The organism is Acidovorax sp. CF316, from assembly GCF_000276605.1.
Taxonomy (GTDB): Bacteria; Pseudomonadota; Gammaproteobacteria; order Burkholderiales; family Burkholderiaceae_C; genus Acidovorax.
The window spans coordinates 1-23,720 of sequence record NZ_AKJX01000135.1; the positions used below are offsets into that span (position 1 = coordinate 1).

The 23,720-nt window shown below is 70.6% G+C and carries 22 protein-coding genes; 15 read left to right on the forward strand and 7 right to left on the reverse strand.

What is annotated here, in order from left to right:
- Positions 1 to 37: 37 nt before the first annotated feature.
- The 7 genes from nadB (at position 38) to bioF (ending at position 6,371) form a co-directional block, all read left to right on the forward strand.
- A complete protein-coding gene (gene nadB, locus PMI14_RS16795) occupies positions 38 to 1,627 on the forward strand; it encodes an L-aspartate oxidase (RefSeq protein ID WP_035204246.1) in 1,590 nt (529 codons plus the stop codon).
- 12 nt (positions 1,628 to 1,639) lie between these two features.
- On the forward strand, positions 1,640 to 2,278 hold the full coding sequence (queE, locus tag PMI14_RS16800) for a 7-carboxy-7-deazaguanine synthase (RefSeq protein ID WP_007856387.1): 639 nt from the start codon (positions 1,640 to 1,642) through the stop codon (positions 2,276 to 2,278).
- Positions 2,279 to 2,302: 24 nt separating this feature from the next.
- Entirely contained in the window at positions 2,303 to 2,677 is a 375-nt protein-coding gene (locus PMI14_RS16805) for a 6-carboxytetrahydropterin synthase (RefSeq protein ID WP_007856389.1), read from the forward strand.
- 70 nt (positions 2,678 to 2,747) lie between these two features.
- The gene (gene panD, locus PMI14_RS16810) at positions 2,748 to 3,128 is read left to right on the forward strand and encodes an aspartate 1-decarboxylase (RefSeq protein ID WP_007856390.1); all 381 of its coding nucleotides are present in this window, start codon (positions 2,748 to 2,750) and stop codon (positions 3,126 to 3,128) included.
- 2 nt (positions 3,129 to 3,130) lie between these two features.
- Complete coding sequence (bioA, locus tag PMI14_RS16815; RefSeq protein ID WP_007856391.1) at positions 3,131 to 4,480, forward strand: adenosylmethionine--8-amino-7-oxononanoate transaminase; 1,350 nt, start codon at positions 3,131 to 3,133, stop codon at positions 4,478 to 4,480.
- Positions 4,480 to 5,154, forward strand: coding sequence for a dethiobiotin synthase (gene bioD / locus PMI14_RS16820; protein WP_007856392.1), 675 nt, complete (start codon positions 4,480 to 4,482; stop codon positions 5,152 to 5,154). Before bioA ends, bioD begins: the two co-directional genes overlap by 1 nt.
- Positions 5,151 to 6,371: an 8-amino-7-oxononanoate synthase gene (bioF, locus tag PMI14_RS16825; protein ID WP_007856393.1), complete on the forward strand. Its 1,221-nt coding sequence runs from the start codon at positions 5,151 to 5,153 to the stop codon at positions 6,369 to 6,371. The genes bioD and bioF overlap by 4 nt, the downstream gene beginning before the upstream one ends.
- Positions 6,372 to 6,552: 181 nt before the next feature.
- Here the strand turns inward: bioF and PMI14_RS16830 are convergent, their stop codons facing one another.
- On the reverse strand, positions 6,553 to 7,311 hold the full coding sequence (locus PMI14_RS16830; RefSeq protein WP_007856394.1) for a carbonic anhydrase: 759 nt from the start codon (positions 7,309 to 7,311) through the stop codon (positions 6,553 to 6,555).
- Between the two features lie 302 nt (positions 7,312 to 7,613).
- On the opposite strand from PMI14_RS16830, the gene PMI14_RS16835 reads away from it, so the two are divergent.
- The 5 genes from PMI14_RS16835 (at position 7,614) to PMI14_RS16855 (ending at position 11,879) form a co-directional block, all read left to right on the forward strand.
- Positions 7,614 to 8,216: a response regulator transcription factor gene (locus PMI14_RS16835; protein ID WP_007856395.1), complete on the forward strand. Its 603-nt coding sequence runs from the start codon at positions 7,614 to 7,616 to the stop codon at positions 8,214 to 8,216.
- Positions 8,217 to 9,998 (forward strand): hybrid sensor histidine kinase/response regulator, encoded by a 1,782-nt coding sequence (locus PMI14_RS16840; RefSeq protein WP_007856396.1) that lies wholly within the window; start codon positions 8,217 to 8,219, stop codon positions 9,996 to 9,998.
- A gap of 115 nt (positions 9,999 to 10,113) precedes the next feature.
- A complete protein-coding gene (locus PMI14_RS16845; protein WP_007856397.1) occupies positions 10,114 to 10,509 on the forward strand; it encodes an MAPEG family protein in 396 nt (131 codons plus the stop codon).
- On the forward strand, positions 10,497 to 11,429 hold the full coding sequence (locus PMI14_RS16850) for an alpha/beta fold hydrolase (protein WP_007856398.1): 933 nt from the start codon (positions 10,497 to 10,499) through the stop codon (positions 11,427 to 11,429). The genes PMI14_RS16845 and PMI14_RS16850 overlap by 13 nt, the downstream gene beginning before the upstream one ends.
- A gap of 90 nt (positions 11,430 to 11,519) precedes the next feature.
- Positions 11,520 to 11,879, forward strand: a complete 360-nt coding sequence (locus tag PMI14_RS16855; protein ID WP_007856399.1) for a 5-carboxymethyl-2-hydroxymuconate Delta-isomerase — start codon at positions 11,520 to 11,522, stop codon at positions 11,877 to 11,879.
- Between the two features lie 210 nt (positions 11,880 to 12,089).
- Here PMI14_RS16855 and PMI14_RS16860 read toward each other — a convergent pair whose 3' ends face one another.
- The 4 genes from PMI14_RS16860 to nadC form a co-directional block, all read right to left on the reverse strand.
- The gene (locus PMI14_RS16860) at positions 12,090 to 13,154 is read right to left on the reverse strand and encodes a porin (RefSeq protein ID WP_007856400.1); all 1,065 of its coding nucleotides are present in this window, start codon (positions 13,152 to 13,154) and stop codon (positions 12,090 to 12,092) included.
- A 261-nt stretch (positions 13,155 to 13,415) separates the two neighbouring features.
- Positions 13,416 to 15,194 carry a chorismate-binding protein gene (locus PMI14_RS16865; protein WP_007856402.1) on the reverse strand — a complete coding sequence of 593 codons (1,779 nt, stop codon included), beginning with the start codon at positions 15,192 to 15,194 and terminating at the stop codon, positions 13,416 to 13,418.
- A 288-nt stretch (positions 15,195 to 15,482) separates the two neighbouring features.
- Entirely contained in the window at positions 15,483 to 16,622 is a 1,140-nt protein-coding gene (gene nadA, locus PMI14_RS16870; protein WP_007856404.1) for a quinolinate synthase NadA, read from the reverse strand.
- Positions 16,619 to 17,491, reverse strand: a complete 873-nt coding sequence (gene nadC / locus PMI14_RS16875; RefSeq protein WP_007856406.1) for a carboxylating nicotinate-nucleotide diphosphorylase — start codon at positions 17,489 to 17,491, stop codon at positions 16,619 to 16,621. Before nadC ends, nadA begins: the two co-directional genes overlap by 4 nt.
- Positions 17,492 to 17,589: 98 nt before the next feature.
- Between nadC and panB the strand changes: the two genes are divergently transcribed.
- On the forward strand, positions 17,590 to 18,471 hold the full coding sequence (gene panB, locus PMI14_RS16880) for a 3-methyl-2-oxobutanoate hydroxymethyltransferase (RefSeq protein WP_007856408.1): 882 nt from the start codon (positions 17,590 to 17,592) through the stop codon (positions 18,469 to 18,471).
- Between the two features lie 73 nt (positions 18,472 to 18,544).
- Positions 18,545 to 19,387: a pantoate--beta-alanine ligase gene (panC, locus tag PMI14_RS16885; RefSeq protein ID WP_007856410.1), complete on the forward strand. Its 843-nt coding sequence runs from the start codon at positions 18,545 to 18,547 to the stop codon at positions 19,385 to 19,387.
- Positions 19,388 to 19,767: 380 nt separating this feature from the next.
- On the opposite strand, the gene PMI14_RS16890 is transcribed toward panC, so the two are convergent.
- Both PMI14_RS16890 and PMI14_RS16895 read right to left on the reverse strand, forming a co-directional pair.
- Positions 19,768 to 20,883 (reverse strand): PA0069 family radical SAM protein, encoded by a 1,116-nt coding sequence (locus PMI14_RS16890; protein WP_035204255.1) that lies wholly within the window; start codon positions 20,881 to 20,883, stop codon positions 19,768 to 19,770.
- A 180-nt stretch (positions 20,884 to 21,063) separates the two neighbouring features.
- The gene (locus PMI14_RS16895; protein ID WP_007856413.1) at positions 21,064 to 21,963 is read right to left on the reverse strand and encodes a LysR family transcriptional regulator; all 900 of its coding nucleotides are present in this window, start codon (positions 21,961 to 21,963) and stop codon (positions 21,064 to 21,066) included.
- 91 nt (positions 21,964 to 22,054) lie between these two features.
- Here PMI14_RS16895 and mdlC point away from each other — a divergent pair, with 91 nt between their 5' ends.
- On the forward strand, positions 22,055 to 23,677 hold the full coding sequence (mdlC, locus tag PMI14_RS16900) for a benzoylformate decarboxylase (RefSeq protein WP_007856415.1): 1,623 nt from the start codon (positions 22,055 to 22,057) through the stop codon (positions 23,675 to 23,677).
- The last annotated feature ends 43 nt before the right edge of the window (positions 23,678 to 23,720 follow it).

Sequence of the window (23,720 nt, forward strand, 5' to 3'; positions counted from 1 at the left end):
GGCGGCCGGCCATGGCCTCCATTCACCCCTGCAAGCCATGGCATCTCACGACTTCGACGTTCTCATCGTAGGCAGCGGCCTCGCCGGTCTCTCCGCGGCCCTGCACCTGGCGCCCACGCACCGCGTGGCCGTGATCACCAAGCGCCAGTTGCACGACGGTGCCAGCGGCTGGGCCCAGGGCGGCATCGCCGCCGTGCTGGCCGACGGGGACAGCTTCGGCGCCCACGTGGACGACACCCTGGTGGCCGGCGCCGGCCTGTGCGACCTGGCCGCCACGCGCTTCGTGGTGGAGAACGCGCCCGAGGCCATTGCCTGGCTGCAGCAGCTGGGCGTGCCGTTTTCGCTGGAGGACGGCGCCCTGCACCTCACGCGCGAAGGCGGCCACAGTGCGCGGCGCATCGTGCACGCCACCGATGCCACGGGCGCGGCCGTGCAGCGCACCCTGATCGACGTGGTACGCGCCACGCCGGGCATCACCCTGTTCGAGCAGCACACGCTGGTGGACCTGATCAGCGCGCGCAAGCTCGGCGCCAAGGGATCCGACCGGTGCCTCGGCCTGTATGCGCTCGACGAAGCCACCGACGAGGTCATCACCTTCCGCGCGCCGCAGACCATTCTGGCCACGGGCGGCGCCGGCAAGGTCTACCTGTACACCACCAACCCCGACACCGCCACGGGCGACGGCATCGCGGCCGCCTGGCGCGCAGGCTGCCGCGTGGCGAACCTGGAGTTCATCCAGTTCCACCCGACCTGCCTGTACCACCCGCACGCCAAGTCGTTCCTGATCACCGAGGCCGTGCGCGGCGAGGGCGGCCTGCTCAAGCTGCCCGCAGCGGCCGGCGGCACGCGCTTCATGCCCCAGCACGACGAGCGCGCCGAACTGGCGCCGCGCGACGTGGTGGCCCGCGCCATCGACTACGAGATGAAGCGCCATGGCCTCGATTGCGTGCACCTCGATATCTCGCACCAGAGCCCGGCCTTCCTGCAGGAGCACTTTCCCAACATCCTGGCGCGCTGCGCCGAGCTCGGGATCGACATCACCAAGGAACCGATCCCCGTGGTGCCAGCCGCGCACTACACCTGCGGCGGCGTGCTCACCGACCTGGCGGGACGCACCGACCTGCCCGGCCTGTTCGCCATCGGCGAGACGGCCTGCACCGGCCTGCACGGCGCCAACCGCCTGGCCAGCAACTCGCTGGTCGAATGCATGGTGTTCGCACGCGCGGCCGCACAGGCCATCGCCGCGGCCCCCGCGGTGGAACTGCCCGCACTGCCGCAATGGGACGACAGCCGCGTGACCGACGCCGACGAGTGCGTGGTCATCTCGCACAACTGGGACGAGCTGCGCCGCTTCATGTGGGACTACGTGGGCATCGTGCGCACCAACAAACGCCTGGACCGCGCGGCCCACCGCATCGCGCTGCTGCAGGGCGAGATCCACGAGTTCTACTCGCACTTCCACGTCACGCGCGACCTGCTGGAGCTGCGCAACCTGGTGCAGGTGGCCGAGCTCATCGTGCGCAGCGCACAGATGCGCCGCGAGAGCCGGGGCCTGCACTTCAGCCGCGACTACCCCGATCTGGCCGCCCCCGCCGCGCCTACAATCCTGGTGCCACCGGTGGCCTGAGGGCCTGAACCCATGACCTACAGCGTCAAGGAAATCTTCTACACCCTGCAGGGCGAGGGCGGGCAGGCAGGCATGCCCGCCGTGTTCTGCCGCTTTGCGGGCTGCAACCTGTGGAGTGGCCGCGAGGCCGACCGCGCCAGCGCCATCTGCCGTTTCTGCGACACCGACTTCGTGGGCACCGACGGCACCCTGGGCGGCAAGTTCGCCGATGCCGATGCCCTGGCCGAGCGCATTGCCGCCCAGTGGCCCGCCCACGATGCCGATCACCGCCTGGTGGTGCTCACCGGTGGCGAGCCCCTGCTGCAGGTGGATGCGGCGCTGATCGAGGCCCTGCACGCGCGGCGCTTTCGCATTGCCGTGGAGACCAACGGCAGCGTGGCCGCGCCGCCGGGCATCGACTGGCTGTGCGTGAGCCCCAAGGCCGGCGCACCCTGGGTGCAGCAGCAGGGCCAGGAACTCAAGCTCGTCTGGCCCCAGGCCGGCATGGACCTGGCGGCCATTGCCGCCACCGGGCAGTTCGCCCAGCGCTTCCTGCAGCCCATGGACGGGCCCGACCAGGCCGCCCACATCGCCCTGTGCATCGCCACCTGCATGGAGCAGCCCGCCTGGCGGCTGAGCCTGCAGACCCACAAGATCAGCGGCATCCGCTAGTCCCCTGCTCCTCCTCTTCCTGCCATGCAGTTCACGATTTCCCAGCGCTTCTTCTTCGACGCGGCCCACACCCTGCGCCGCGAGATCGAGGCCGAAGGCAGCCGCCGCATCCACGGCCACACCTACCACGCCGAGGTCTCGCTCAGCGGCCCGCGCGACCCCGCCACCGGCATGGTGCTGGACCTGGGCCTGCTGCGCCGGGGGCTGGACGTGGTGCGCGAGCAGCTCGACCACCACATGCTCGACGAGGTGCCCGGCCTGGGCATTCCCACGCTCGAAAACCTGTGCCTGTTCATCGCCCAGGCCCTGCCTGCCGAGCTGCGCCCGCGCGTGAGCCGCGTGCGCGTGTGGCGCGAGGCGCTGGGCGACAGCTGCGCGCTCGACTTCACACCGCCCTGAGCTCCCGCTCACGCCTGCCTGGCAGGCGCCTGCCAACACCTCCCTGACTTCAACCCGAGGAAGAAGCCCGATGTTCCGCACCCTGCTCAAATCCAAGATCCACCGCGTGGCCGTGACCCAGTGCGAGCTGCACTACGAGGGCTCGTGCGCCATCGACGAAGACCTGCTCGATGCCGCAAACATCGCCGAGAACGAGCAGATCCACATCTGGAACATCAACAACGGCGAGCGCTTCGTCACCTATGCCATCAAGGGCCAGCGCGGCAGCGGCATGATTTCGGTGAACGGCTCGGCCGCGCGCCGCGCCAGCCAGGGCGACCTGGTCATCATTGCCGCCTTTGCCCAGGTGCACGAGGAGCAGGTGGCCGGCCACGTGCCGCAACTGGTGTTCGTGGACGGGCACAACCGCCAGTCCGCGCTGCGCCACGCGGTGCCCACGCAGGCCGTGTGAGCATGACCTCGGCACCGACGATGACGGCGGCGACCGGCGACCACCTGGTCGCCCGCAGCCTGGCCCATGTCTGGCACCCCTGCACGCAGATGAAGCGGCACGAGGCCCAGCCGCCCGTGGCCATCGCCCGCGCGCAAGGCCCCTGGCTCTACGGCACCGATGGCCGGCGCTACCTCGATGGCATCAGCTCCTGGTGGGTCAACCTGTTCGGCCACAGCCACCCGCACATCAAGGCCGCCCTCGCCGACCAGATGGAGCGGCTGGACCATGTGATGCTGGCCGGCTTCACGCACGCCCCGGTGGTCGAGCTGTCGGAGCGCCTGGGCGCACTCACGGGCCTGGGCCATGCGTTCTATGGCAGCGACGGCGCTGCCGCCACCGAGATCGCGCTGAAGATGAGCGCCCACTACTGGCGCAACACGGGCCGCCCGGGCAAGAGCCGCTTCGTGGGACTGGCCGGTGGCTACCACGGCGAGACCGTGGGGGCGCTGGCGGTGACCGACATCGCGCTGTTCCGCGAGGCCTATGCCCCGCTGGTGCGCCTGGCCGCCACCGTGCCCAGCCCCGATGCGCGCGCCGCAGCACCGGGCGAGACACCCGCGGACGTGGCCCGGCGCAGCGCCGCCGCGCTCGAGGCCTGGCTGGCCGAGCACCATGCCGACACCGCCGCGCTCATCGTGGAGCCCCTGGTGCAGTGCGCGGCCGGCATGGCCCTGCACGACCCCGAATACCTGCGCCTGGCGCGCGCGCTGTGCGACCGCTACGAGGTGCACCTGGTGGTGGACGAGATCGCCACCGGCTTCGGCCGCACGGGCAGCATGTTCGCGCACCAGCAGGCCGGCATCCGGCCCGACTTCATCTGTCTGTCCAAGGGCCTCACGGGCGGCACCTTGCCGCTGTCGGCGGTGCTGACCACGGACACGGTCTACCAGGCCTTCTATGCCGACGAGGTGGCGCGCGGCTTTCTGCACTCGCACTCGTACACCGGCAACCCGTTGGCCTGCCGCGCGGCCCTGGCCACGCTGGAGCTGTTCGACCAGCTGGATGCGCTGAACGCCAACCGGGCCCTGGCGCAGCGCATCGACACCGCCTGCGCGCCCCTGGCCCGCCACCCGCGCGTGCGCCATGCGCGCCGCCTGGGCATGGTCTGGGCCTGGGACATCGAAACCACCCTGCCCGACTTTTCGCGCCGCTACCACCAGCACGCCATGGCCGGCGGCCTGGTGCTGCGCCCCATCGGCAACACGCTGTATGCCATGCCGCCCTATGTGCTCGATGGCGAGGCCATCGACTGCCTGGCCAGCGGTGCGCTCGGCGCGCTCGATGCCACCCTGAACGAGGAGACCTGCTGATGGCGATCGCATGTTTTGTGACCGGTACCGATACCGGCGTGGGCAAGACGCTGGTGTCCGCCGGCCTGCTGCACGCGCTGGCACGGCACCACCGCCGCGTGGTCGGCATGAAGCCGGTGGCCGCGGGCGTCGTGCCCTGGGACGGCGACTGGGCCAGCGAAGACGCCATCGCGCTGCGCGCGGCCTCCACCGTGGCCGTTCCGGCGGCGCTGGACAACCCGGTGCTGATGCCCGACCCGCTGTCGCCGCACATCGCGGCGGCACGCGCGGGCATGCAGATCGACATCGCGGCCATCGTGCGCAGCTACCAGGCCCTGGCGGCCGAGGCCGATGCGGTGGTGGTCGAAGGTGCCGGAGGCTTTCACGTACCGCTGTCGGACACAGCGACCGGCGCCGACCTGGCCCAGGCCCTGGCCCTGCCCGTGGTGCTGGTGGTGGGCCTGCGCCTGGGCTGCCTGAACCATGCGCTGCTGACGGCCGAGGCCGTGCGCGCGCGCGGCCTCACGCTGGCCGGCTGGGTGGCCAACCGCGTGGACCCCGCGATGCTGGCCGCGGACGAGAACATCGCCTACCTGCGCGCGCGGCTGCAGGCCCCGCTGCTGGCCGAGGTGCCGCACCAGGCCGTGCCCGAAGCGCGCAGCCTGGTCTTCGAACTGCCCGGGGACTGGCAATGAACGCGCCGGCAGCCTCCTGGCTCGACGAGATTCCGGCGCGGCTGGCGGACATCGGGCGCGCCCACCTGCTGCGCCGCCGCCGTGTGGTGCAGCCCGCGGGCGGCGCCCGGCTGCTGGTGGACGGGCAGCCCATGCTGGCCTTTTGCAGCAACGACTACCTGGGTCTGGCCGGCCACCCGGCGCTGGCCGAGGCCGCGCGCGAGGCCACGCACCGCTTTGGCGTAGGCTCGGGCGGCTCGCCCCTGGTCAGCGGGCACAGCGCCGCCAACGCGGCGCTGGAGCAGGAGCTGGCCGCCTTCGTGCAGTTGCCGCGCGCCCTGTACTTCTACGCCGGCTATGCCACCAACACCGGCATCATCCCGGCGCTGGTGGGCGACGGCGATGCGCTGTTCTCCGACGCGCTCAACCACGCCTGCCTGATCGACGGTGCACGCCTGTCGCGCGCCACCATCCACCGCTACCCGCATGCCGACCTGGCGGCGCTGGAGGCGGCCCTGGCGGCCAGCCCCGCGCGGCGCAAGCTGGTGGTCAGCGACGCGGTGTTCAGCATGGACGGCGACCTCATCGACATCCCGGCGCTGCTGGCGCTGTGCGAGCGCTTCGATGCCCTGCTGCTGCTCGACGACGCCCATGGCTTCGGCGTGCTCGGGCCACAGGGGCGCGGCAGCCTGGCGCAGGCCGGCCTCACCGGGGCCGCCGCATCGCGCCGGGTGCTCTACATGGCGACGCTGGGCAAGGCCGCCGGCGTGGCCGGGGCCTTCGTCGCAGGCGATGCCGCGCTGATCGAATGGCTGCTGCAGAAGACGCGCACCTACATCTTCGCCACGGCCGCCCCGCCGCTGCTGGCCAGCGCCCTGAGCAAGAGCCTGGAGCTGATCGCGGCGGCCGATGACCGGCGCCAGCAGCTCGGCGCGCGCATCGCGCAGCTGCGCAGCGGGCTGGCCGCCCTGCCGGCCGCAGTGGGCTGGCACCTGCTGCCCTCGGACACCGCCGTGCAGGCGCTGGTGATCGGCAGCAACGAGGCCGCGCTGGCGGTGATGGAAAGCCTGCGCGCAGAGGGCCTGTGGGTGCCCGCGATCCGCCCGCCGACGGTGCCGGCCGGCACGGCGCGGCTGCGCATTGCGCTGTCGTCCGCGCACACCGCAGAAGACGTCGATCTGCTGCTGCAGGCGCTGCAACGGCACGCGGCAGGGTGCACTACGACAGCGCAGACCTGAGGTCTCACGCCCCAAGCGCTGCGCGTGAAACTGGCCCAGCCGAAGCCAGTGCTCCCGTGCAAGGGCCGCCAAGCTGCGGATGCGGCGCTTCGCTTGCGTGCACCGGGAGCGTCCCCCTCCCAGATTGCGAAGCAATATGAGAGAGGGTTAAGGCGCGAAGCGACTCAGGGGGTGTTTCTCCCTACGTGCTTTCCTTGATCACGCGCCCGTGCAGGGGCTGCAAGGGGCGCGCATTGGCGCTGTAGACCTTGCGGAAGGCCTTGATCTGCTGCGCGCTGAGCTTGACGGGCTCCTTGAGCACCATCCACTGCACGCCTTCCGAGCACGGCGGCGTGGTCAGCGAACCCTCGAAGCTGTAGTAACCGTGCTTTTCCGGCAGCAGGGCCGCGGGATGCAGCGCCAGGCCATCGACCGTGACCTGCTCGCCCACGCGCGGCAGGTGCGCGAAGATGGGTTCCCAGGCCTGGTTCTTCTTGTTGCCCGGCTGGATCAGCACGGCCACCACGCCCAGGCCGCCGTCCTCGCCCTTGTGCACGAAGTGGGCGACCATCGCTGCGCGCTTGCCGCCCACGGCCTCCTCGCTGGGCGTATGGAAGTGGAACTGCAGCAGCTCCAGGGTTTTGCCGCCCACCACCAGCTTGCTGCCGGCCGGCACGTTGACCTGCACCGTGTGGCCGTTGTTGACCAGGGTGGGGGGCCCGGATGCGTACTGGAAGTCGAGCGCCGGCAAGGCCTCCTTGACCGTCTTGCGGATGTCGACAGGGCTCTGGGCCGTGCCGCGGGCACAGGCCTCGAAGCCCTGTTCGAGCGCGCCCCAATGGGCTGCGCCATGCTTGCCCTTGTACTCCCAGTGCGCGTGCGGGCCCTGGGCATTCGCCAGGGTGGCACACAGCGCAAGGCAGGCAAAGGTCACGCGTCGAATCAATTTCTGGTGTGTCATGGTTATATTGAAGACGAGGGTGGTAGACACCGCTGCCGCCCGGGGCACGCGCACGCGCACCTTCGGCGTTGTCCAATCGAAAACGGGCGGGCAGGCGGAAGGGGGGTGGTGAAACAACAACGCAAAGAGGCGTGCGCAGCCAGCCTGGAGACCGCACCAGGCTGCCGCGATTCTGTACAGCAACGCCTGGTTGGAGAGCCCCGAAGGGGAGAGCCCCTTGCCCCATGTCAACCATAAGGGGCGGCACCAGCGCACGGCCACCCCATGCCGCATCCGCCTTGGCTTGTCACACAATCCGCTCCATGCCCCAACTCCTGCTGGTGGACGACCACCCCCTGTTCTGCGTCGGCTTTGCCCATGCGCTGGCCCATGCCTGGCCGGGCGCCCAGGTGGACACCGCCGCCACGCTGGACGCGGGCCTGCAGGCCGCCGCCAGCCGGCCGGGGCTGGACATCGTGCTGCTCGACCAGCGCCTGGGGGCCCACAGCGGGCTGCAGGGTCTGGCGCTTTTTGCCCGGCAGTTCCCGCTGGTGGCCCGGGTGCTGATCTCGGGCGACGAGGACCCGGCCCTGCAAGCGGCCGCGCGGGACGCGGGTGCCAGCGGCTTCCTCGGCAAGTCGCAGCCCGTGCACGCCATGGCCGCCGCACTGGCCACCGTCGCAGCCGGGGGGCTGGTGTTCGGCCCGCTGCCCGCGGCAGCCGCGGATGGGTCGGCAGGCCCCACGGCGCGGCAGATGGAAGTGCTGCTGCTGGTGGCCCAGGGCCAGCCCAACAAGCGCATCGCGCAGGTGCTGGGCATTGCCGAGCGCACCGTCAAGCTGCATGTCACGGCGCTGCTCGGCGCACTGCAGGCACGCAATCGCACGCACCTGGTGGCGCTGGCGCGCGAGAAAGGGCTGCTCTAGATGGCCGCGGCGGCACCGGGTGGGCTGCCCGACGCCCAGGCGCTGGATACGCTGTACCGGGGCGCGCCCCTGTCCGCGCTGGTGGGCGTGGTGGAGGCCTTTTTCCTGAGCGTGCTGTTCTGGCGCGAGGTGCCGGCCACCGCTATTGCGCTCTGGCTGGCGGCGTTTGTGGCTGTGCGCGGCCTGCGCATCGCCCTGGGCATGGCCTACCGCCGCAGCCCCGCGGCACCCGGCGCGCGCCCCGCCTTCTGGGCACGCTGGGTGGTGGTGAGCGCACTGGCGCAGGCCCTGGCCTGGGGCATCGGCAGCTGGGTGCTGCTGGCGCCCGCCAACCTGGTGGCCGAGGTGGCCCTGCACATCGGCCTGGCCGCCGTGGTGCTCGGCAGCGTGGCCCACCTGGCCCACCACCTGCCCGCGCTGGCGGCCTATGCGGCGGGCGTGTTCGGCCCGCTGGCGGCGCGCGACCTGTTCGTGGCGCAGCCGCTGCACACCCTGCTGGCGCTGGGTGCCGTGCTGATGGGGCTGTATGTCTGGCATGCCGGCCGGGCCCAGGCCCGCACCATTGCGCAGGCAGCCGCCCAGCAGCACGAGCGCCAGGAGCTGATTGCCGCATTGCAGCGCGAGAACGAGGCCACGCGGCTGGCGCGCCAGGAGGCCGAGGCAGCCCACGCCTCCAAGGCGCAGTTCCTCGCCGCCGTGGGCCACGACCTGCGCCAGCCGCTCAACGCCATGCAGTTGCTGGCCTACACGCTGCAGCAGCCCGCACCACGCGAACGGGTCGAATACCTGACCGCCACCCTGATGGAATGCGCGGCGAGCATGAGCGCCCTGGTGGAAGGTCTGCTGGAGCTGTCGCGGCTGGACGCCCGCTCCATCACGCCCCGCCCGGCGCGCTTTGCGCTGCAGTCGCTGTTCGACGAGCTGGCGGGCACCTTCGCGGTGCAGGCCCAGGCCAAGGGCCTGGTGTTCAGCATGCAGCCCGGCAGCGTGCACGTACAGGGCGACCGCGCCCTGCTGGCACGGGTGCTGTCCAACCTGGTCTCCAACGCCATCCGCTACACGCCGGCAGGCTTCGTGCGGCTGCAGACCAGCGTGCACGGCGCCCTGGTGGAGGTGAGCGTGGAGGACTCGGGCGTGGGCATCGATGCCGCCGAGCTGCCCCACATCTTCGACGAGCACTACCAAGTCGGCCATCCGGGGCGCGAGCGCGGCCAGGGGCTGGGCCTGGGGCTTGCGACGGCCAGGCGCCTGTGCGTCCTGCTCGGCCTGGAACTGGGCGTGCAGTCGCAGCCCGGCCAGGGCAGCCGCTTCGCCCTGCGCCTGCCGCTGGCGCCCGAGACGCCTGCCATGCCCGCAAGCCTGCCCGCGGCCACGCCGCAGGATGCCTGGCCGCTGCCGCCGCCCGCGCCGGCCGCGCAGCGGGTGCTGGTGCTGGAGGACGACGCGGGCTCGCGTAGGGCCCTCACCGAGGTCCTGCAGGGCTGGGGCTGCGAGGTCACGGCGGCGGCCAGCCTGCAGGAGGCGCTGCAGCAGCCATGGCCGGCGCATGCGCAGCCCGACGCCCTGGTGGTGGACTGGCACCTGCCGCAGGGCATGGACGGGTTCGACGCCATCGCGGCCCTGCGCAGCGCCATCGGCCATGCCGTGCCGGCCCTGCTGGTCACTGCCGAGGCCACCCCCGACCTGCAGGCCCGCGCCGCAGCCGCCGGCCTGCCGCTGCTGCCCAAGCCGATCGCACCCATGAAGCTGCGCGCCTTCCTGCAAAGCCACGCGGCCGCGTGAGCCCGGCGGGGTGGCCAGGGCCGCCACCCCACCTGCCCTTTGGTGCTATTGGCAGCAGGACACGGGCTTTCTAAGCTTGGGCGAATTCTTGTCACGGTTCGCACCCTTGCACCTAATGCCTCCATCCCTCACCATCGCATCGGCCACCCTGGCAGCACTGGCCCTGCTGCTCACCGCCCTGTCCCTGCAGGTCTCGCGCCTGCGCATGCACCACCGCCAGACCTGGGGCGATGGCGGGCACAAGGACCTGGCCGTGGCGGTGCGCACGCACGCCAACACGCTGGAGCAGTCGCTGCTGTTCGGCCTGCTGCTGCTGGCGCTCGTACAGGCCGGCGGCACCGGGCCCACCACCCTGGCCGCGGTCTGCAGCGTGTTCGTGCTGGCGCGCCTGATCTATTGCACGGCGGCCTTCGGTCGCCGCCTGCCCTGGCGCCAGGCAGCCCATGCGCTGACCCTGCTGTGCCAGCTGGCGGCCACCCTGCTCCTGGTGCGCGCGGCATGGACCAGCTGACCCCCGCCCTGCGGCACTGGCACGGCCAGGGCCGGTTCATCACCGTGCGGGGCCAGCGCCTCTTCGTTGCCGAGGCGGGCCGGGGCAGCAGCTTGCTGCTGGTCCATGGCTACCCCACGAGTTCCTACGACTGGCATGGTGTGTGGAACGCGCTGGCGGTGCGCTACCACGTGATCGCCCCCGACCTGCTGGGCATGGGCTTTTCGGACAAGCCGCCAGGGCACGCCTACCGCCTGGAGGACCATGCCGATCTGCTCGACGCCCTGCTCGCGCAGCAGGGCGTGGAAAGCTGCCACATCGTCGCCCACGACCTGGGCGTGAGCGTCGCGCAGGAGATGCTGGCGCGCCGTCTGGAGCAGCCGCAGGCGGGCTGCCGCATCGAATCGCTGGTATTGCTCAATGGCGGCGTGTGTCCCGAGGCGTACGCACCGCGCCCGATACAGCACCTGCTCTCGTCCCCGCTGGGCCGGTGGGTGGGACCGCGCATTCCGCGGCGTGCATTCGAGCGCACGGTGGCGGGCCTGTTCGGGCCGCGCACGCAGCCCGCGGCCGGGCTGCTCAATGACTTCTGGGCCCTGCTCAACCATGGCCAGGGGCGGCGCATTTCGCACCAGCTGGGGCGTTTCTACATCGAGCGCATGGCCCTGCGCGATCGCCTGGTGGCGCCGCTGGTGGCCCGGGCCGTGCCCGTGCGCCTGATCAACGGCAGCGCCGACCCCAACTCGGGCGCCCACATGGCCCGGCGCTACCGCGAGGTGGTGCCACATGCGGACGTGGTGGCGCTCGACGGCATCGGCCACTGGCCGCAGATCGAGGCCCCCATGGCCATGCTGCGCGCGCTGCACGGCTTCCTGCAGTCCATCGAGGCACCGGTGGGGCTTGCACCGGACGACGCCGACGCCCTCCCGATAAGCCGATAAACTGGCGGGCCCTGCGCCGCGCACACCTGCGGCGTCTTCGCTCACCGCACCGGCCACCGGCCGGGTGCACCGATTTTTCGTGGAACCACCATGCCCCATCTCATCGTCGAGTACTCCGGCAACCTGCCGCACTACCCCGAGGCCGAAGCGCTGACCGCGCTCAATGCCGCGCTGTGCGCCCACCCCCAGGTGCTGGACGAGCTGGACCTCAAGACCCGCTTCGTGGTGGCCGACAGTTTCGAGATCGGCACCGCCCCGGCGCAGCGCGCCTTCGTGCATGCGCAGCTGCGCGTGCTCTCGGGCCGCACGCCCGAGGCCAAGAAGGAGCTGTCGGACCTGATCGCCGACGTGCTGCGCCAGCTCACGCCCAAGCCCCAGGGCGTGCTGGTACAGCTGAGCGTGGAGATCGTGGACATGGACCGCGGCTCGTACGCCAAGGAAAAGCTGTAGGAACCTGTTCAGGTTCATGGCACCTGCCCTGCCGGGCAGCCCCCAACGACAAAGCCGCCCAGGGCATGGCCCTGGGCGGCTTTGTCGTTCCTGTCGCGGAGGAAAAGTCCGTGCTGCGCCCCCCTCGCATCCCCACCAGGTGGAAGGCGCACAGCACGGACCTGGAACCGGGCCACCCGCTGCAACAGGTGGTCCGGCCCCTAGCCTCCGTCAGAACGTGTGGCGCACGCCGAACTCGTAGCCGGTCACGTCGTTGCCGGCAGCGATGGTCGGGCTGCCCAGCGACGAGGACGACACGGCCAGGCCGCGCGTGGCAGCGCGGTCGTTGCTGATGCGCGCCACGGTGGCGTACAGCTGCGTGCGCTTGGACAGGTTGTGGCCGTAGCCGATGGCGAACTTCTGCGAGTCGGCGTTGTTCACGTCCTTGCGCTTGAAGTTGACGTACGAGGCACGCAGCTCGCCTACGCCCAGCGGCACCGTGGCGCCCAAGGTGTACATGTCCACGCGGCGGCCGTTGCCACGCTCGGTGGCGAACAGGGCCATGGGCTTGACCACGCCGAAGCTGTAGGACACGCCGACGTTGCTGGACTTGTAGTCGACCGCGTTGGCAGTGGCGGCACCGCCGCGCGTCTCGCCGAAGGCCAGGGCCACGTTCAGCGGGCCGTTGGCATAGCCGGCGCGCACGGCCAGGGAGTTGCCCATGCGGTCGTTGACCTGGTTGGACAGCTGCTCGCCCAGGGCGTACTGCAGCTGGCCGTAGAAGCCGCCCAGTTCGGGCAGCAGGTAGTTCAGGCCGTTGCTGGTGCGCTTGGGGGCGCTGCCTTCGGGCGTGCCGGCGGCCGAGGTGGCGCTGCCGACCATGTTGGCGCCGTTGTTGCCGCCCACGCCGGAATCGCCGAAGGGATCGAAGGTCTCGATGTTCAGGTAGGCGGGCGACTTGTCGCGGCCCAGGCGGACTTCACCGAAGCCACCCGAGATGCTCACGGTGGAGCGGCGGTCGAAGCGAAAGCCCGCGGCCGTGCCGTTGTCCGTGGCCAGGCCACTTTCGAGCCAGAAGCCGGCCTTCAGGCCGCCCCCGAGGTCTTCCACGCCGCGAAAGCCCAGGCGGCTGCTGGACTGGCCGCCGCTGGACAGGCCGGTGACGCTGTTGGTGTCGCTGGACATGCGCACCAGCGATGCATCGACCACGCCAAACAGGGTGACGCTGGACTGCGCCTGGGCACCGGCGGCAGCAGCAAGGGTCAGGGCCGCGAGGGCAATGAGTTTGAGTTTCATGGAGTTCACTTCTTCGATATGGGCAGATCACCGGGGCATGGCATGCGGCACGGCACGCATCCCACCGGTCGGCGCCCCGTGGTGGGGAGCTGCGTCCATTAGAAAAAGCCCGTGTGACAGTACTGGGGTAAACCCTTGCACACCCAGCGGAAAATAAGCATGCATAGCAACGCTTGCGCCGCCTGGTGTATATGCACGGAAAGGCGCCCGAGCGCGGGGGTGGGGTGCACGGCGCGCGCCGGCGCGTGCCCGCCCCGCGGTTCAGCTCAGCAGTTGCGCATCGAGCCAGCCGCGCAGGCTGTTGATGAAGGCCCAGCCGTTCACGCGCGGCAGGTCTTGGAGCCGCACCACGGCCTCGGCCACGCGCCCCTCGCGCAGGGCCACGGCACGTCCCACGCCGGGCAGCAGGCCGCAGGCCAGCGGCGGCGTGACCCAGCGGCCGTCCAGGCGCAGGGCGATATTGCCGAAGGTGCCTTCGGTGATCTCGCCCGCCCGGTTCCACAGCACCGTGTCGAGCACGCCGGGTGTGGTGGGTGCAAACGCCGCGTAGTGCGCGCGGCGCGTGGTCTTGTGGCGCACGAACTCGCTGTCGGCCTCGTCGAAGGCGCGGTCGGCCAGGCGCAGGTGCACGGGGGTGGGCGTGGGCTGCAGCGCAAAGGCTTCGGCGCGTGGCGCGCCCCGGCTGTCCAGCAGCAGGCGCACGCGCCAGGCGCCGCTGGCGTGCTGCACCGCCAGCGCCTGCAGGCAGGCCTGTACGCGGGCCAGGTCCCAGGGGTAGCCGAAGTGCGCGGCAGCGACCGCCATGCGGGCCAGGTGGTCGTCCCGGTGGCGCAGTTGCCCATCGACCAGCGCCAGCGTTTCGAGCAGCTCGAACGCGGCACTGGCACGCTCCACGAAGGCGCGCTTGTGGCGCCACTCGTGCCACTCGGCCTCGGCCTCGGCGCCCGAGGTGATGCCGCTGCCGATGCCGCAGGTGGCGGCCACCGCATCGGGCCCCTGGGCCAGCACCACGGTGCGGATGGGCACGTTGAAGGTCGCGGCCACACCGCCCTGGCCCGGTGGCCCGTGCGGGCGCACCACGCCCACGGCGCCGCAGTACACGCCTCGCGGCGCGGGCTCCAGATCGCGGATCAGCTGCATGGCGCGCACCTTGGGCGCGCCCGTGACCGATCCGCAGGGGAACAGGGCCGCGAACACGTCTGTCAGCGTGGTGCCGGCGCGCGTGCGCGCCTGCACGTCGGAAGTCATCTGCCACACCGTGGGCAAGGCCTGGGTGTGGAACAAGCGCGGCACGCGCACGCTGTGCGGCTGCGCGATGCGCGAGATATCGTTGCGCAGCAGGTCCACCACCATCACGTTCTCGGCCCGCTCCTTGGGCGCCGTGCGCAGGTGCTCGGCCTGCGCGGCATCGGCCTCGGGCGTGGCGCCGCGCGGTGCCGTGCCCTTCATCGGGCGGGCGAGGATGTCACCGCCCGCGGCATCGCTGGTCCAGTCGAAGAACAGTTCGGGCGAGACCGACAGCACCTGGATGCCGCCCGCATCGATGTGCGCGCAGTAGCCCTCGGGCTGGGTGCGGTGCAGCGCCTCGAACAGCGCCTGCGCGCTGCCCCGCGCATGGCCCTGCAGCGGCGCGGTGTAGTTGACCTGGTAGACCTCGCCATCGGCGATGGCCCCCTGGATGCGCGCCAGGCTGGCATCGAACTCGCCGCGCGGCAGGCTGGCCGCCCAGGCGATTTCGGCAGGCCCCTGCTCTGGTGCGTCGTGCGGCCAGGGCAGGGCCGCATCGTGCACGGCAAACCAGGCCAGCGGCCCGTCGGCGCCATGGGTGGCGAGCGCGGCATCGAAGGCCGGCGCCGCTTCGTAGCGCACATAGCCGATGCACCAGGCACCGCCCTGCGCCGCCGCATGCACGGCATCGAGCACGCCACGCACCTCGTGCAGCGCATGCGCCACCAGCACCGCGCGCGGCGGGCCGAACCCATGCCGCAGGCGCTGCGCGCCGGGTTCCTGGGGGCGGGTGAAATCGATGCGGGACGGCATGCGGAGGAGAAGGGCCGACTTAGGGCGTGTCATCAGTCATTTCGCCCCCGCGCTGGCCCCGGCATGCGGATGGATGCGCGAAGCGCGGCGCAGCCCATAGTGGACTATGGGCAACCCGAGCGACAAAGCAGACGCCGCATGCCGGGGCCAGCCCGGAGGGAAAGGCTGTAGCGCGGCGCATTGCGGCGTTGCCCTTCGCTTGCGTAGCCATGCTATGCGGCGCTCAGGGCGCCTTGCACTGCACCGCGCTGCAGCCTTTCGCGGGGGCGAAATGAATGATGACACGCCCTATGCCGCGCCGATGTGCGGCACCAGCCCCTGGACGGGCTGGCCGCCCTTGAGCGCCGCCGTGAAGGCCAGCATGCGGTCGATGGGCTGGCGTGCGCGCGGGATCAGCGCCGGATCCACATGCACCGCGTTGGCACCGGTTTCCAGCACCCGCGCCACGTCGGCCAGGCCGTTCATCGCCATCCAGGGGCAGTGCGCGCAGCTCTTGCAGGTGGCGCTGTTGCCGGCGGTGGGGGCTTCGTAGAAGGTCTTGCCGGGGTTGAGCGTGCGCAGCTTGTGCATCATGCCGTTGTCGGTGGCGACGATGAACTCGCGCGCATCCATCTCGCGCGCGGCCTTGAGGATGGCCGAGGTCGAGCCGACCGCATCGGCCAGGGCCACCACGTCGGCCGGGCTTTCGGGGTGTACCAGCACCTTGGCGCCGGGATGTTCCTTTTTGAGCGCTTCGAGCTCGAAGGCCTTGAACTCGTCGTGCACGATGCAGGCGCCGTTCCAGAACAGCATGTCGGCCCCGGTCTCGCGCTGGATGTAGGCCCCCAGGTGGCGGTCGGGCGCCCACAGGATCTTGTGGCCCGCCGCCTTGAGCGCGCCGACGATCTCGAGCGCGCAGCTCGACGTGACCAGCCAGTCGGCGCGCGCCTTCACGGCCGCGCTGGTGTTGGCATACACCACCACGGTGCGGTCGGGGTGGGCATCGCAGAAGGCGCTGAATTCGTCCACCGGGCAGCCCAGGTCGAGCGAGCAGGTGGCATCGAGGTCGGGCATGAGCACGGTCTTCTCGGGCGAGAGGATCTTGGCCGTCTCGCCCATGAAGCGCACGCCCGAGACCACCAGGGTCTGCGCCGCATGGTCGCGGCCGAAGCGCGCCATCTCCAGCGAATCGCTGACCAGGCCGCCAGTCTCCTCGGCCAGGTCCTGCAGGTCCGGGTGCACGTAGTAGTGCGAGACCATCACGGCGTTCTTCTCCTTGAGCAGGCGGCGGATGCGCTCCTTGAGCGCGGCGCGCTCAACCTGCGAGGGCTCGGGCGGTACGCGGGCCCAGGCGTGCTTGGTCGAGCAGACAGCGCCACCGTCTTCCAGCACCGTGATCGGCTGGTCGTATTCGACGTCGATGCGGTTCAGCGTGGCCGTGGTGCTCATGACAACTCCTGCAGCCGCATCGAGAAGTCGGTGGCCTTGACGTCCTTGGTCAGCGTGCCGATGGAGATGCGGTCCACGCCGGTCTCGGCCAGTTCGCGCAGGCCATCGAGCGTGACGCCGCCCGATATTTCCAGGACGGCGCGGCCCGCGTTGGTGCGCACGGCCTCGCGCAGCAGGGGCAGGGGCATGTTGTCGAGCAGCACCATGGTGGCGCCTGCGTCGAGCGCCTCGGCCAGTTGCTCCAGCGTCTCGACCTCGATCTCGATGAAGGCGGCCCGCGCGCCCACCTGCTGCTGCGCGGCGCGCAGCACGGCGGTGACGCCACCGGCCGCGGCAATGTGGTTTTCCTTGATCAGCACCGCATCGTGCAGGCCGATGCGGTGGTTGGTGCCGCCGCCCACGCGCACCGCGTACTTCTGCGCCAGGCGCAGGCCGGGCAGGGTCTTGCGCGTGTCCACGATGCGCGCACGCGTGCCGGCCACCACGTCGGCGTAGGTGGCCGTCTTGGTGGCCACGGCCGACAGCAACTGCAGAAAGTTGAGCGCCGTGCGCTCGGCGCTGAGCAGCGCGCGCGCGCTGCCCTCGATCTCCAGCACCACCTGGTCGGCGTTGCAGCGCTGGCCCTCGGCCACATGCCAGGTGAGCTGCACGCCGGGGTCCAGGGCCGTGAGGGCCGCCTCCACCCAGGGCGTACCGCAGATCACGGCGGCCTCGCGCGCCAGGATGCGCGCACGGGCGCGGCGCGCAGGGTCGATCAGGCCGGCGGTCAGGTCACCGCTGCCCACGTCTTCTGCCAGGGCACGGGCCACGTCTGCACGGGCCAGGGCTGCCACTTCGGCACTTTTTTCATCGTTGCTGGGATGGGTCATGGGCCGCGAGCATAGCGGCTTCTGGAACCGGGGTTTGGGACACCGCTGTCCCGGCGGCATACACCCTACACTCGCGCAATTTTGTCCAGGGGAGCCCCATGACCGATGCAACGCCTTCCTCCGCCACGCCCTACGGCACGCTGCCACCGGCGTCGCCGCTGCCCCAGCGCCGCCCCCTGAGCCTGCCGCGCCTGGCGCAGATGCGGGCGGCAGGCGAGAAGATGTGCATGCTGACGGCCTACGATGCGACCTTCGCGGCGGTCGCCGATGCCGCGGGCGTGGAATGCATCCTCGTCGGCGATTCGCTGGGCATGGTCTGCCAGGGCCTGCCCAGCACCGTGGGCGTGACACTGGACACCATGGCCTACCACACCGCCAGCGTGGCGCGCGGCCTGCACCGCGTGCAGGGAACGGCCTGGCTGGTGGCCGATCTGCCCTACGGCACGTATGCCGAAAGCCGCGAGCAGGCGCTGCGCAGCGCCTGCGTGCTGATGCAGGCGGGCGCGCACATGGTCAAGCTCGAAGGCGGCGGCTGGACCGCGCCCACGGTGGAGTTCCTGGTGCAGCGCGGCGTGCCGGTCTGCGCCCACCTGGGCCTGACGCCGCAGACGGTGCACGCCCTGGGCGGCTACCGCGTGCAGGGCCGCGGCGACGATGCCGCGCGCACGCTGCGCAAGCAGGCCCACGAGCTGCAGGACGCCGGCGCCGCCATGCTGGTGCTGGAGATGGTGCCCGCGGTGCTGGCCGCCGACCTCACCGGGGAGCTGGCGCACTGCCACACCATCGGCATCGGAGCGGGCAACGGCACGGCCGGCCAGGTGCTGGTGTTGCACGACATGCTGGGCATGAACCTGGGCAAGAACCCGAAGTTCGTCCACAACTTCATGCAGGACGCCGGCAGCGTGCGCGGCGCCATCGAGGCCTATGTGCAGGCCGTCAAGCAGGGGCGCTTTCCCGACAACGCCCTGCATGCCTGGTAGCGGGCGGCCCCCTCCCCTCCCTCCGTTTTTGGTTTTCTTCTCGCTTCCCTCTCCTTTTACTCCTGCTTTTTCCATGCTGATCGCCCACACCCTCGACGACCTGCGCCAGGCCCTGGCGCCCTACCGCCGCCCGGCCTTCGTGCCCACCATGGGCAACCTGCACGACGGCCACATCGCCCTGGTCGAGCAGGCGCTGCCGCTGGGTGACGTGACCGTGGCGAGCATCTTCGTGAACCGCCTGCAGTTCCTGCCGCACGAGGATTTCGACAGCTACCCGCGCACCTGGGAGGCCGACTGCAACCGCCTGCAGGCCGCCGGCTGCAAGGTGCTGTTCGCCCCGCGCGAGGCCGACCTGTACCCCGAGCCCCAGACCGTCAAGGTGCACCCCGACCCGGCCCTGGCCGACATGCTGGAGGGCCATTTCCGCCCTGGGTTCTTCACGGGCGTGGCCACGGTGGTGATGAAGCTGTTCGCCTGCGTGCTGGGCCAGAGCGGCGGCACGGCGGTGTTCGGCAAGAAGGACTACCAGCAGTTGATGGTGATCCGCCAGATGGTGCGCCAGTTCGCGCTGCCCATCACCGTGGTGGCCGGCGAGACGACCCGCGCGCCCGACGGCCTGGCCCTGAGTTCGCGCAACGGCTACCTGGGACTGCAGGAGCGGCAGGAGGCGGTGGCCTTGTCGCAGGCCTTGCGCCAGCTGGCTGTGCGCTGGGGACAGCAGCCATCGAGCGGGTTGGAGCTGGAGCAGCAGGCGATGGATGGCTTGCGGGCGCGGGGGTGGCAGCCGGACTACCTGACGGTGCGGCGGCGGGTGGATTTGCAGGCCCCCACGGCTGGGGATGCTGTGGGGAAGTTGGTGGTGTTGGGGGCGGCGCGGTTGGGGGGGACGCGGTTGATTGATAACTGGGAGTTTTGAGGTCGGATTCCTGGTTCCCCAGTCACCCTTCACTTGTTCTTGATTGAGCCGCATGCCTGGTTGAAGGGCGGAGGCCGGGATGTGCGCCCGGCGGCGCACCTACCGCCGTCGGTCAATGGTCGTTGCCGATGCATCGCAGAGTCCCTCCACCCCGACGCCTCAACCATACAAGCATCGCAGGTTGCCCCCATCGCCCACCGGGCGATGGGGGACGCAGACTGGGGGTCGCCTTCTCTTTGGTGACTTTCTCTTGGCGACGCAAGAGAAAGTTACTGCGCCGCCGGGCGCACGTCCCGGCTCCCGCCCTCAACCAAAGCACAAAGCAACCAAAGACACCATCACCACGCACCACGCACCGACCGATCAGGCAAGCCAATCGACTAAAACAAACACCCCTGATTACGGGCATACGCAGCCCGGTACTGCGTCAGGTCCAGCTCCGTCCGTACCCGATTGAGCCCCAACCTCCGGCAGGTAGCCGAAAACCGCTGCCGCAGCAGATCAGCCCACAGCCCCGAGCCCTTCATGCGCGTGGCAAAGTCGCTGCCATAGACCTTGCCGGCAGCCCGCTGCGCCGGATCGAGGCTGTGCAGATCCTGCACGCGCGCCAACACACGCGCCGCGCGCTGGGGATAGTGCAGCTCCAGCCACTCGCGGAACAGCGCATTCAGCTCCCACGGCAAGCGCAGCACGGTGTAGAAGGCACTCGTCGCGCCGGCCTCGTGCGCGGCCTGCAGCACCTGCTCCATGTCTTCGGTGATGAAGGGGATCTGCGGCGCCACGCTCACGCCCACGGGGATGCCCGCCTCGGCCAGGGTGCGGATGGTGCGCAGGCGCCGGTGGGGCGCGGCGGCGCGTGGCTCCATGCGGCGCGCCAGGGCGGGGTCGAGCGTGGTGATGGTGACGTACACGGCCGCCAGGCGCTGGGCGGCCAGCGGGGCCAGCAGGTCGAGGTCGCGCTCCACCCCGGCGGACTTGGTGATGATGGAGAACGGGTGGCGCATGTCGCGCATCACCTCGATCAGGCCGCGCGTGAGTTTCAGCTCGCGCTCCACGGGCTGATAGCAGTCGGTGGCCGAGCCGATGTTGATGAGCTGCGGCACATGGCTGGGCCGACCCAGCTCGTCGCGCAGCAGCGCGGCGATGTTGTGCTTGGCGATGATCTGCGTTTCAAAATCGAGCCCCGGCGACAGGTTGAGATAACTGTGCGTGGGCCGCGCATAGCAGTACACGCAACCATGCTCGCAACCCCGGTAGGGGTTGACCGAGAGATCGAAGTAGATGTCCGGCGAGTCGTTGGCGCAGATGGCGCTTTTGGCCGTCTCCAGGTGCACGCGCGTGGCGGGTGGGGCGGGTGCTTCGTCGCCCTCTTCGTCCACAGGGACATCCCAGCCATCGTCCACCGCCTCGCGCGTATCGCGCACAAAGCGGTGCGCCAGCGCCGTGGCCGCGCCCCGGCCGCGCACGGCCTGCAAGGGGATGCGCACGTCCTGCATCACCTGGGGGGCGTTCTCGTCGTCGATGGGTGGGCCGATGGGGTTGGACATGGGGGTACGGATAGCTGGCGGGCGCGCAGTCAGCGTGACGCCAAATACTGTATATGTATACAGTATAGTACCCGATGGATGGCGCGTTGGGTAGCGGTTTACACAGCCACAGGGCCCACACACCGCCGGCTACTCCTTGAAGAGCCCCTCGATCACCCCGCGCAGCCACTGGTTGCCCGGGTCGGCCTCGAAGCGCTTGCTCCAGTGCAGCGACACGGTGAAGTCGCGCAGCGGCAGCGCGGGCTCGATGATGGTGTAGCCACCGGCCGCAGCGAAGCCTTGCGCGATGTTGCGCGGCATGACCACGGCCAGGTCGGTTCCGCGCACGATGGAGGGCAGCACCATGAAGTGCTCGGTGGTCAGGCGCAGGCGGTCTTCGAGCTGCAGCAGCGCCAGGATGCGCAGGGTGTCCGAATGCGAGCGCACGGCGACGAATTCGAGCTGCTTGAGGTCGTCGAGCAAAGCCGCGCCGCTGCGCCGGCGCCGCGCGAAGGGGTGGCCTTCGCGCAGCAGCACGATGTAGCGGTCGCGCAGCAGCTGCACGTGCTGCGTGTCCTTCACCGCGGGCAGGAAGCCGAAGGCGAAGTCGATGCGGCCGCTGTCCAGCAGCGGCGCGATCTGCTCGCGCGGCACGGGCAGGGTTTCGAGCCGCACGCCGGGGGCCTGCTGGCGCAGCGCGAGCATCAGGTCGGGCAGGAAGCGGCCCTCGCCGATGTCGCTCATGTGGATGCGGAACACCTTGCGCGACTGCAGCGGGTCGAACAGGGCCGACTCGTTGAGCGCCTGCTCCAGCGTGCCCAGGGCGCTGCGCACGGCGTCGGCCAGGCGGTCGGCCCGGGGGGTGGGCTGAACGCCGCCGCCTGCGCGCACGAAGAGCGGGTCCTTGATCAGCAGGCGCAGCCGCGTGAGCGCCTGGCTGGCCGCGGGCTGGGTCAGGTCCATGAGCTCGGCTGCGCGGCTCACGCTGCGCGTGCGGTAGACCGCATCGAACAGGCGCAGCAGGTTGAGGTCGATGTCCTTGATATGCATTGTGCTGATACCACTTAGTCGCTTCATTGTATTGATGGATATTGCCAGGGGGTCGAAGATCGGTGCTTTCCACCCGCACCGTCACTTCGCCATGCTCCAGGCCACCGCGCCCCGCGCCACCGACGCGCCCTCTGCCACCCACCCGCGCCCCACCGTGCGCGAGGTCGTGCTCGACCTGCTGCGCGGCTTCGGCATAGACACCATCTTCGGCAACCCGGGCTCGACCGAGCTGCCGCTGTTCCTCGATTTCCCCAAGGACTTCCGCTACGTGCTGGGCCTGCAGGAGGCGGTGGTGGTGGGCATGGCCGATGGCTATGCCCAGGCCACGCACAACGCGGCCTTCGTGAACCTGCATTCGGCCGCTGGCGTGGGCCACGCCATGGGCAATATCTTCACGGCGCACAAGAACCGCACGCCGATGCTGATCACGGCAGGGCAGCAGGCGCGCTCGATCCTGCCGTTCGACCCCTTCCTGTTCTCGGGCCAGGCCACGGAGCTGCCCAAGCCCTACGTGAAGTGGAGCGTGGAGCCCGCGCGCGCCGAGGACGTGCCGCTGGCCATTGCCCGCGCCTACTACATCGCCATGCAGCAGCCGCGCGGGCCGGTGCTGGTGTCGATCCCCGCCGACGACTGGGACAAGCCCTGCGAGCCACTGCAGGCCCGCAGCGTGAGCACCGAGACCCGGCCCGAGCCGCGCGTGCTGGGCGCCATCGGCGACGCGCTCGACGCAGCCGAGCGACCGGTCTTCGTGGTCGGTGCGGCAGTCGACCGCGATGGCGCCTGGGACGATGTGCTGTCGCTGGCCGAGCGGCACAACGCCGCCGTGTGGATCGCCCCCATGTCGGGGCGCTGCGGCTTTCCGCAAGACCACCGGCTGTTTGCCGGCGTGCTGCCGGCCATGCGCGAGAAGATCGTGGCGCTGCTCGGCGGGCACGACCTGGTGTTTGCGCTGGGCGCCGCCGCCTTCACCTACCACGTGGAGGGCCACGGCCCGCATGTGCCGCCCGGTGCGCAGCTGGTGCAGTTGATCGAGGACCCGGGCACGGCCGCCTGGACGCCCGAGGGCACCTCGGCCGTGGGTGGCGTGCGCCTGGGCGTGCAGGACCTGCTGGCCCGCCCGGCCCCGCGCAAGCGCCCTGCCCCGCCACTGCGCGCGGTGCGCCCGCGTGCCGAACCTTCGGCGCTGATGGGCGTGCCCTACGTGATGCAGACCCTGGCCGAGGTGCGCGACGCACATTCCATCGTGGTGGAAGAGGCGCCGAGCTCGCGCGCCGCCATGCATGCCCACCTGCCCATCCTGCACAGCGAGACCTTCTACACGATGTGCAGCGGCGGCCTGGGCTACGCCATGCCGGCCGCCGTGGGCGTGGCGCTGGCGCGGCCGGAAAGCAAGGTCATCGGCCTCCTGGGCGATGGCTCGGCCATGTACTCCATCCAGGCGCTGTGGAGCGCGGCGCAGCTGCAGTTGCCCATCACCTTCATCATTCTCAAGAACCGGCGCTACGCGGCGCTGCAGGAGTTTGCGCCGACCTTCGGCTTCGGGCCCGAGGACAAGCTCGAAGGCACGGAGCTGCCGGACCTCGATTTTCTGGCGCTGGCCCGCGGCCAGGGCTGCGATGCCGTGCATGTGGACGACGCAGCGCAGCTGCACCAGGTGCTGCGCGATGCACTCGCACACCCGCGGCCCATCCTGGTGGAGATCGACGTGGCCTGAGCAAAAGGCCCCTATCGCAGCACGCCAACCCAGCAGACCCGGA

Excerpts from the sequence above, each read along its gene's own strand:
- nadB (WP_035204246.1), top strand. The coding sequence starts at position 38 with ATGGCATCTCACGACTTCGACGTTCTCATCGTAGGCAGCGGCCTCGCC.
- queE (WP_007856387.1), top strand. The coding sequence starts at position 1,640 with ATGACCTACAGCGTCAAGGAAATCTTCTACACCCTGCAGGGCGAGGGC.
- PMI14_RS16805 (WP_007856389.1), top strand. The coding sequence starts at position 2,303 with ATGCAGTTCACGATTTCCCAGCGCTTCTTCTTCGACGCGGCCCACACC.
- panD (WP_007856390.1), top strand. The coding sequence starts at position 2,748 with ATGTTCCGCACCCTGCTCAAATCCAAGATCCACCGCGTGGCCGTGACC.
- bioA (WP_007856391.1), top strand. The coding sequence starts at position 3,131 with ATGACCTCGGCACCGACGATGACGGCGGCGACCGGCGACCACCTGGTC.
- bioD (WP_007856392.1), top strand. The coding sequence starts at position 4,480 with ATGGCGATCGCATGTTTTGTGACCGGTACCGATACCGGCGTGGGCAAG.
- bioF (WP_007856393.1), top strand. The coding sequence starts at position 5,151 with ATGAACGCGCCGGCAGCCTCCTGGCTCGACGAGATTCCGGCGCGGCTG.
- PMI14_RS16830 (WP_007856394.1), bottom strand. The coding sequence starts at position 7,311 with ATGACACACCAGAAATTGATTCGACGCGTGACCTTTGCCTGCCTTGCG.
- PMI14_RS16835 (WP_007856395.1), top strand. The coding sequence starts at position 7,614 with ATGCCCCAACTCCTGCTGGTGGACGACCACCCCCTGTTCTGCGTCGGC.
- PMI14_RS16840 (WP_007856396.1), top strand. The coding sequence starts at position 8,217 with ATGGCCGCGGCGGCACCGGGTGGGCTGCCCGACGCCCAGGCGCTGGAT.
- PMI14_RS16845 (WP_007856397.1), top strand. The coding sequence starts at position 10,114 with ATGCCTCCATCCCTCACCATCGCATCGGCCACCCTGGCAGCACTGGCC.
- PMI14_RS16850 (WP_007856398.1), top strand. The coding sequence starts at position 10,497 with ATGGACCAGCTGACCCCCGCCCTGCGGCACTGGCACGGCCAGGGCCGG.
- PMI14_RS16855 (WP_007856399.1), top strand. The coding sequence starts at position 11,520 with ATGCCCCATCTCATCGTCGAGTACTCCGGCAACCTGCCGCACTACCCC.
- PMI14_RS16860 (WP_007856400.1), bottom strand. The coding sequence starts at position 13,154 with ATGAAACTCAAACTCATTGCCCTCGCGGCCCTGACCCTTGCTGCTGCC.
- PMI14_RS16865 (WP_007856402.1), bottom strand. The coding sequence starts at position 15,194 with ATGCCGTCCCGCATCGATTTCACCCGCCCCCAGGAACCCGGCGCGCAG.
- nadA (WP_007856404.1), bottom strand. The coding sequence starts at position 16,622 with ATGAGCACCACGGCCACGCTGAACCGCATCGACGTCGAATACGACCAG.
- nadC (WP_007856406.1), bottom strand. The coding sequence starts at position 17,491 with ATGACCCATCCCAGCAACGATGAAAAAAGTGCCGAAGTGGCAGCCCTG.
- panB (WP_007856408.1), top strand. The coding sequence starts at position 17,590 with ATGACCGATGCAACGCCTTCCTCCGCCACGCCCTACGGCACGCTGCCA.
- panC (WP_007856410.1), top strand. The coding sequence starts at position 18,545 with ATGCTGATCGCCCACACCCTCGACGACCTGCGCCAGGCCCTGGCGCCC.
- PMI14_RS16890 (WP_035204255.1), bottom strand. The coding sequence starts at position 20,883 with ATGCAGGACGTGCGCATCCCCTTGCAGGCCGTGCGCGGCCGGGGCGCG.
- PMI14_RS16895 (WP_007856413.1), bottom strand. The coding sequence starts at position 21,963 with ATGCATATCAAGGACATCGACCTCAACCTGCTGCGCCTGTTCGATGCG.
- mdlC (WP_007856415.1), top strand. The coding sequence starts at position 22,055 with ATGCTCCAGGCCACCGCGCCCCGCGCCACCGACGCGCCCTCTGCCACC.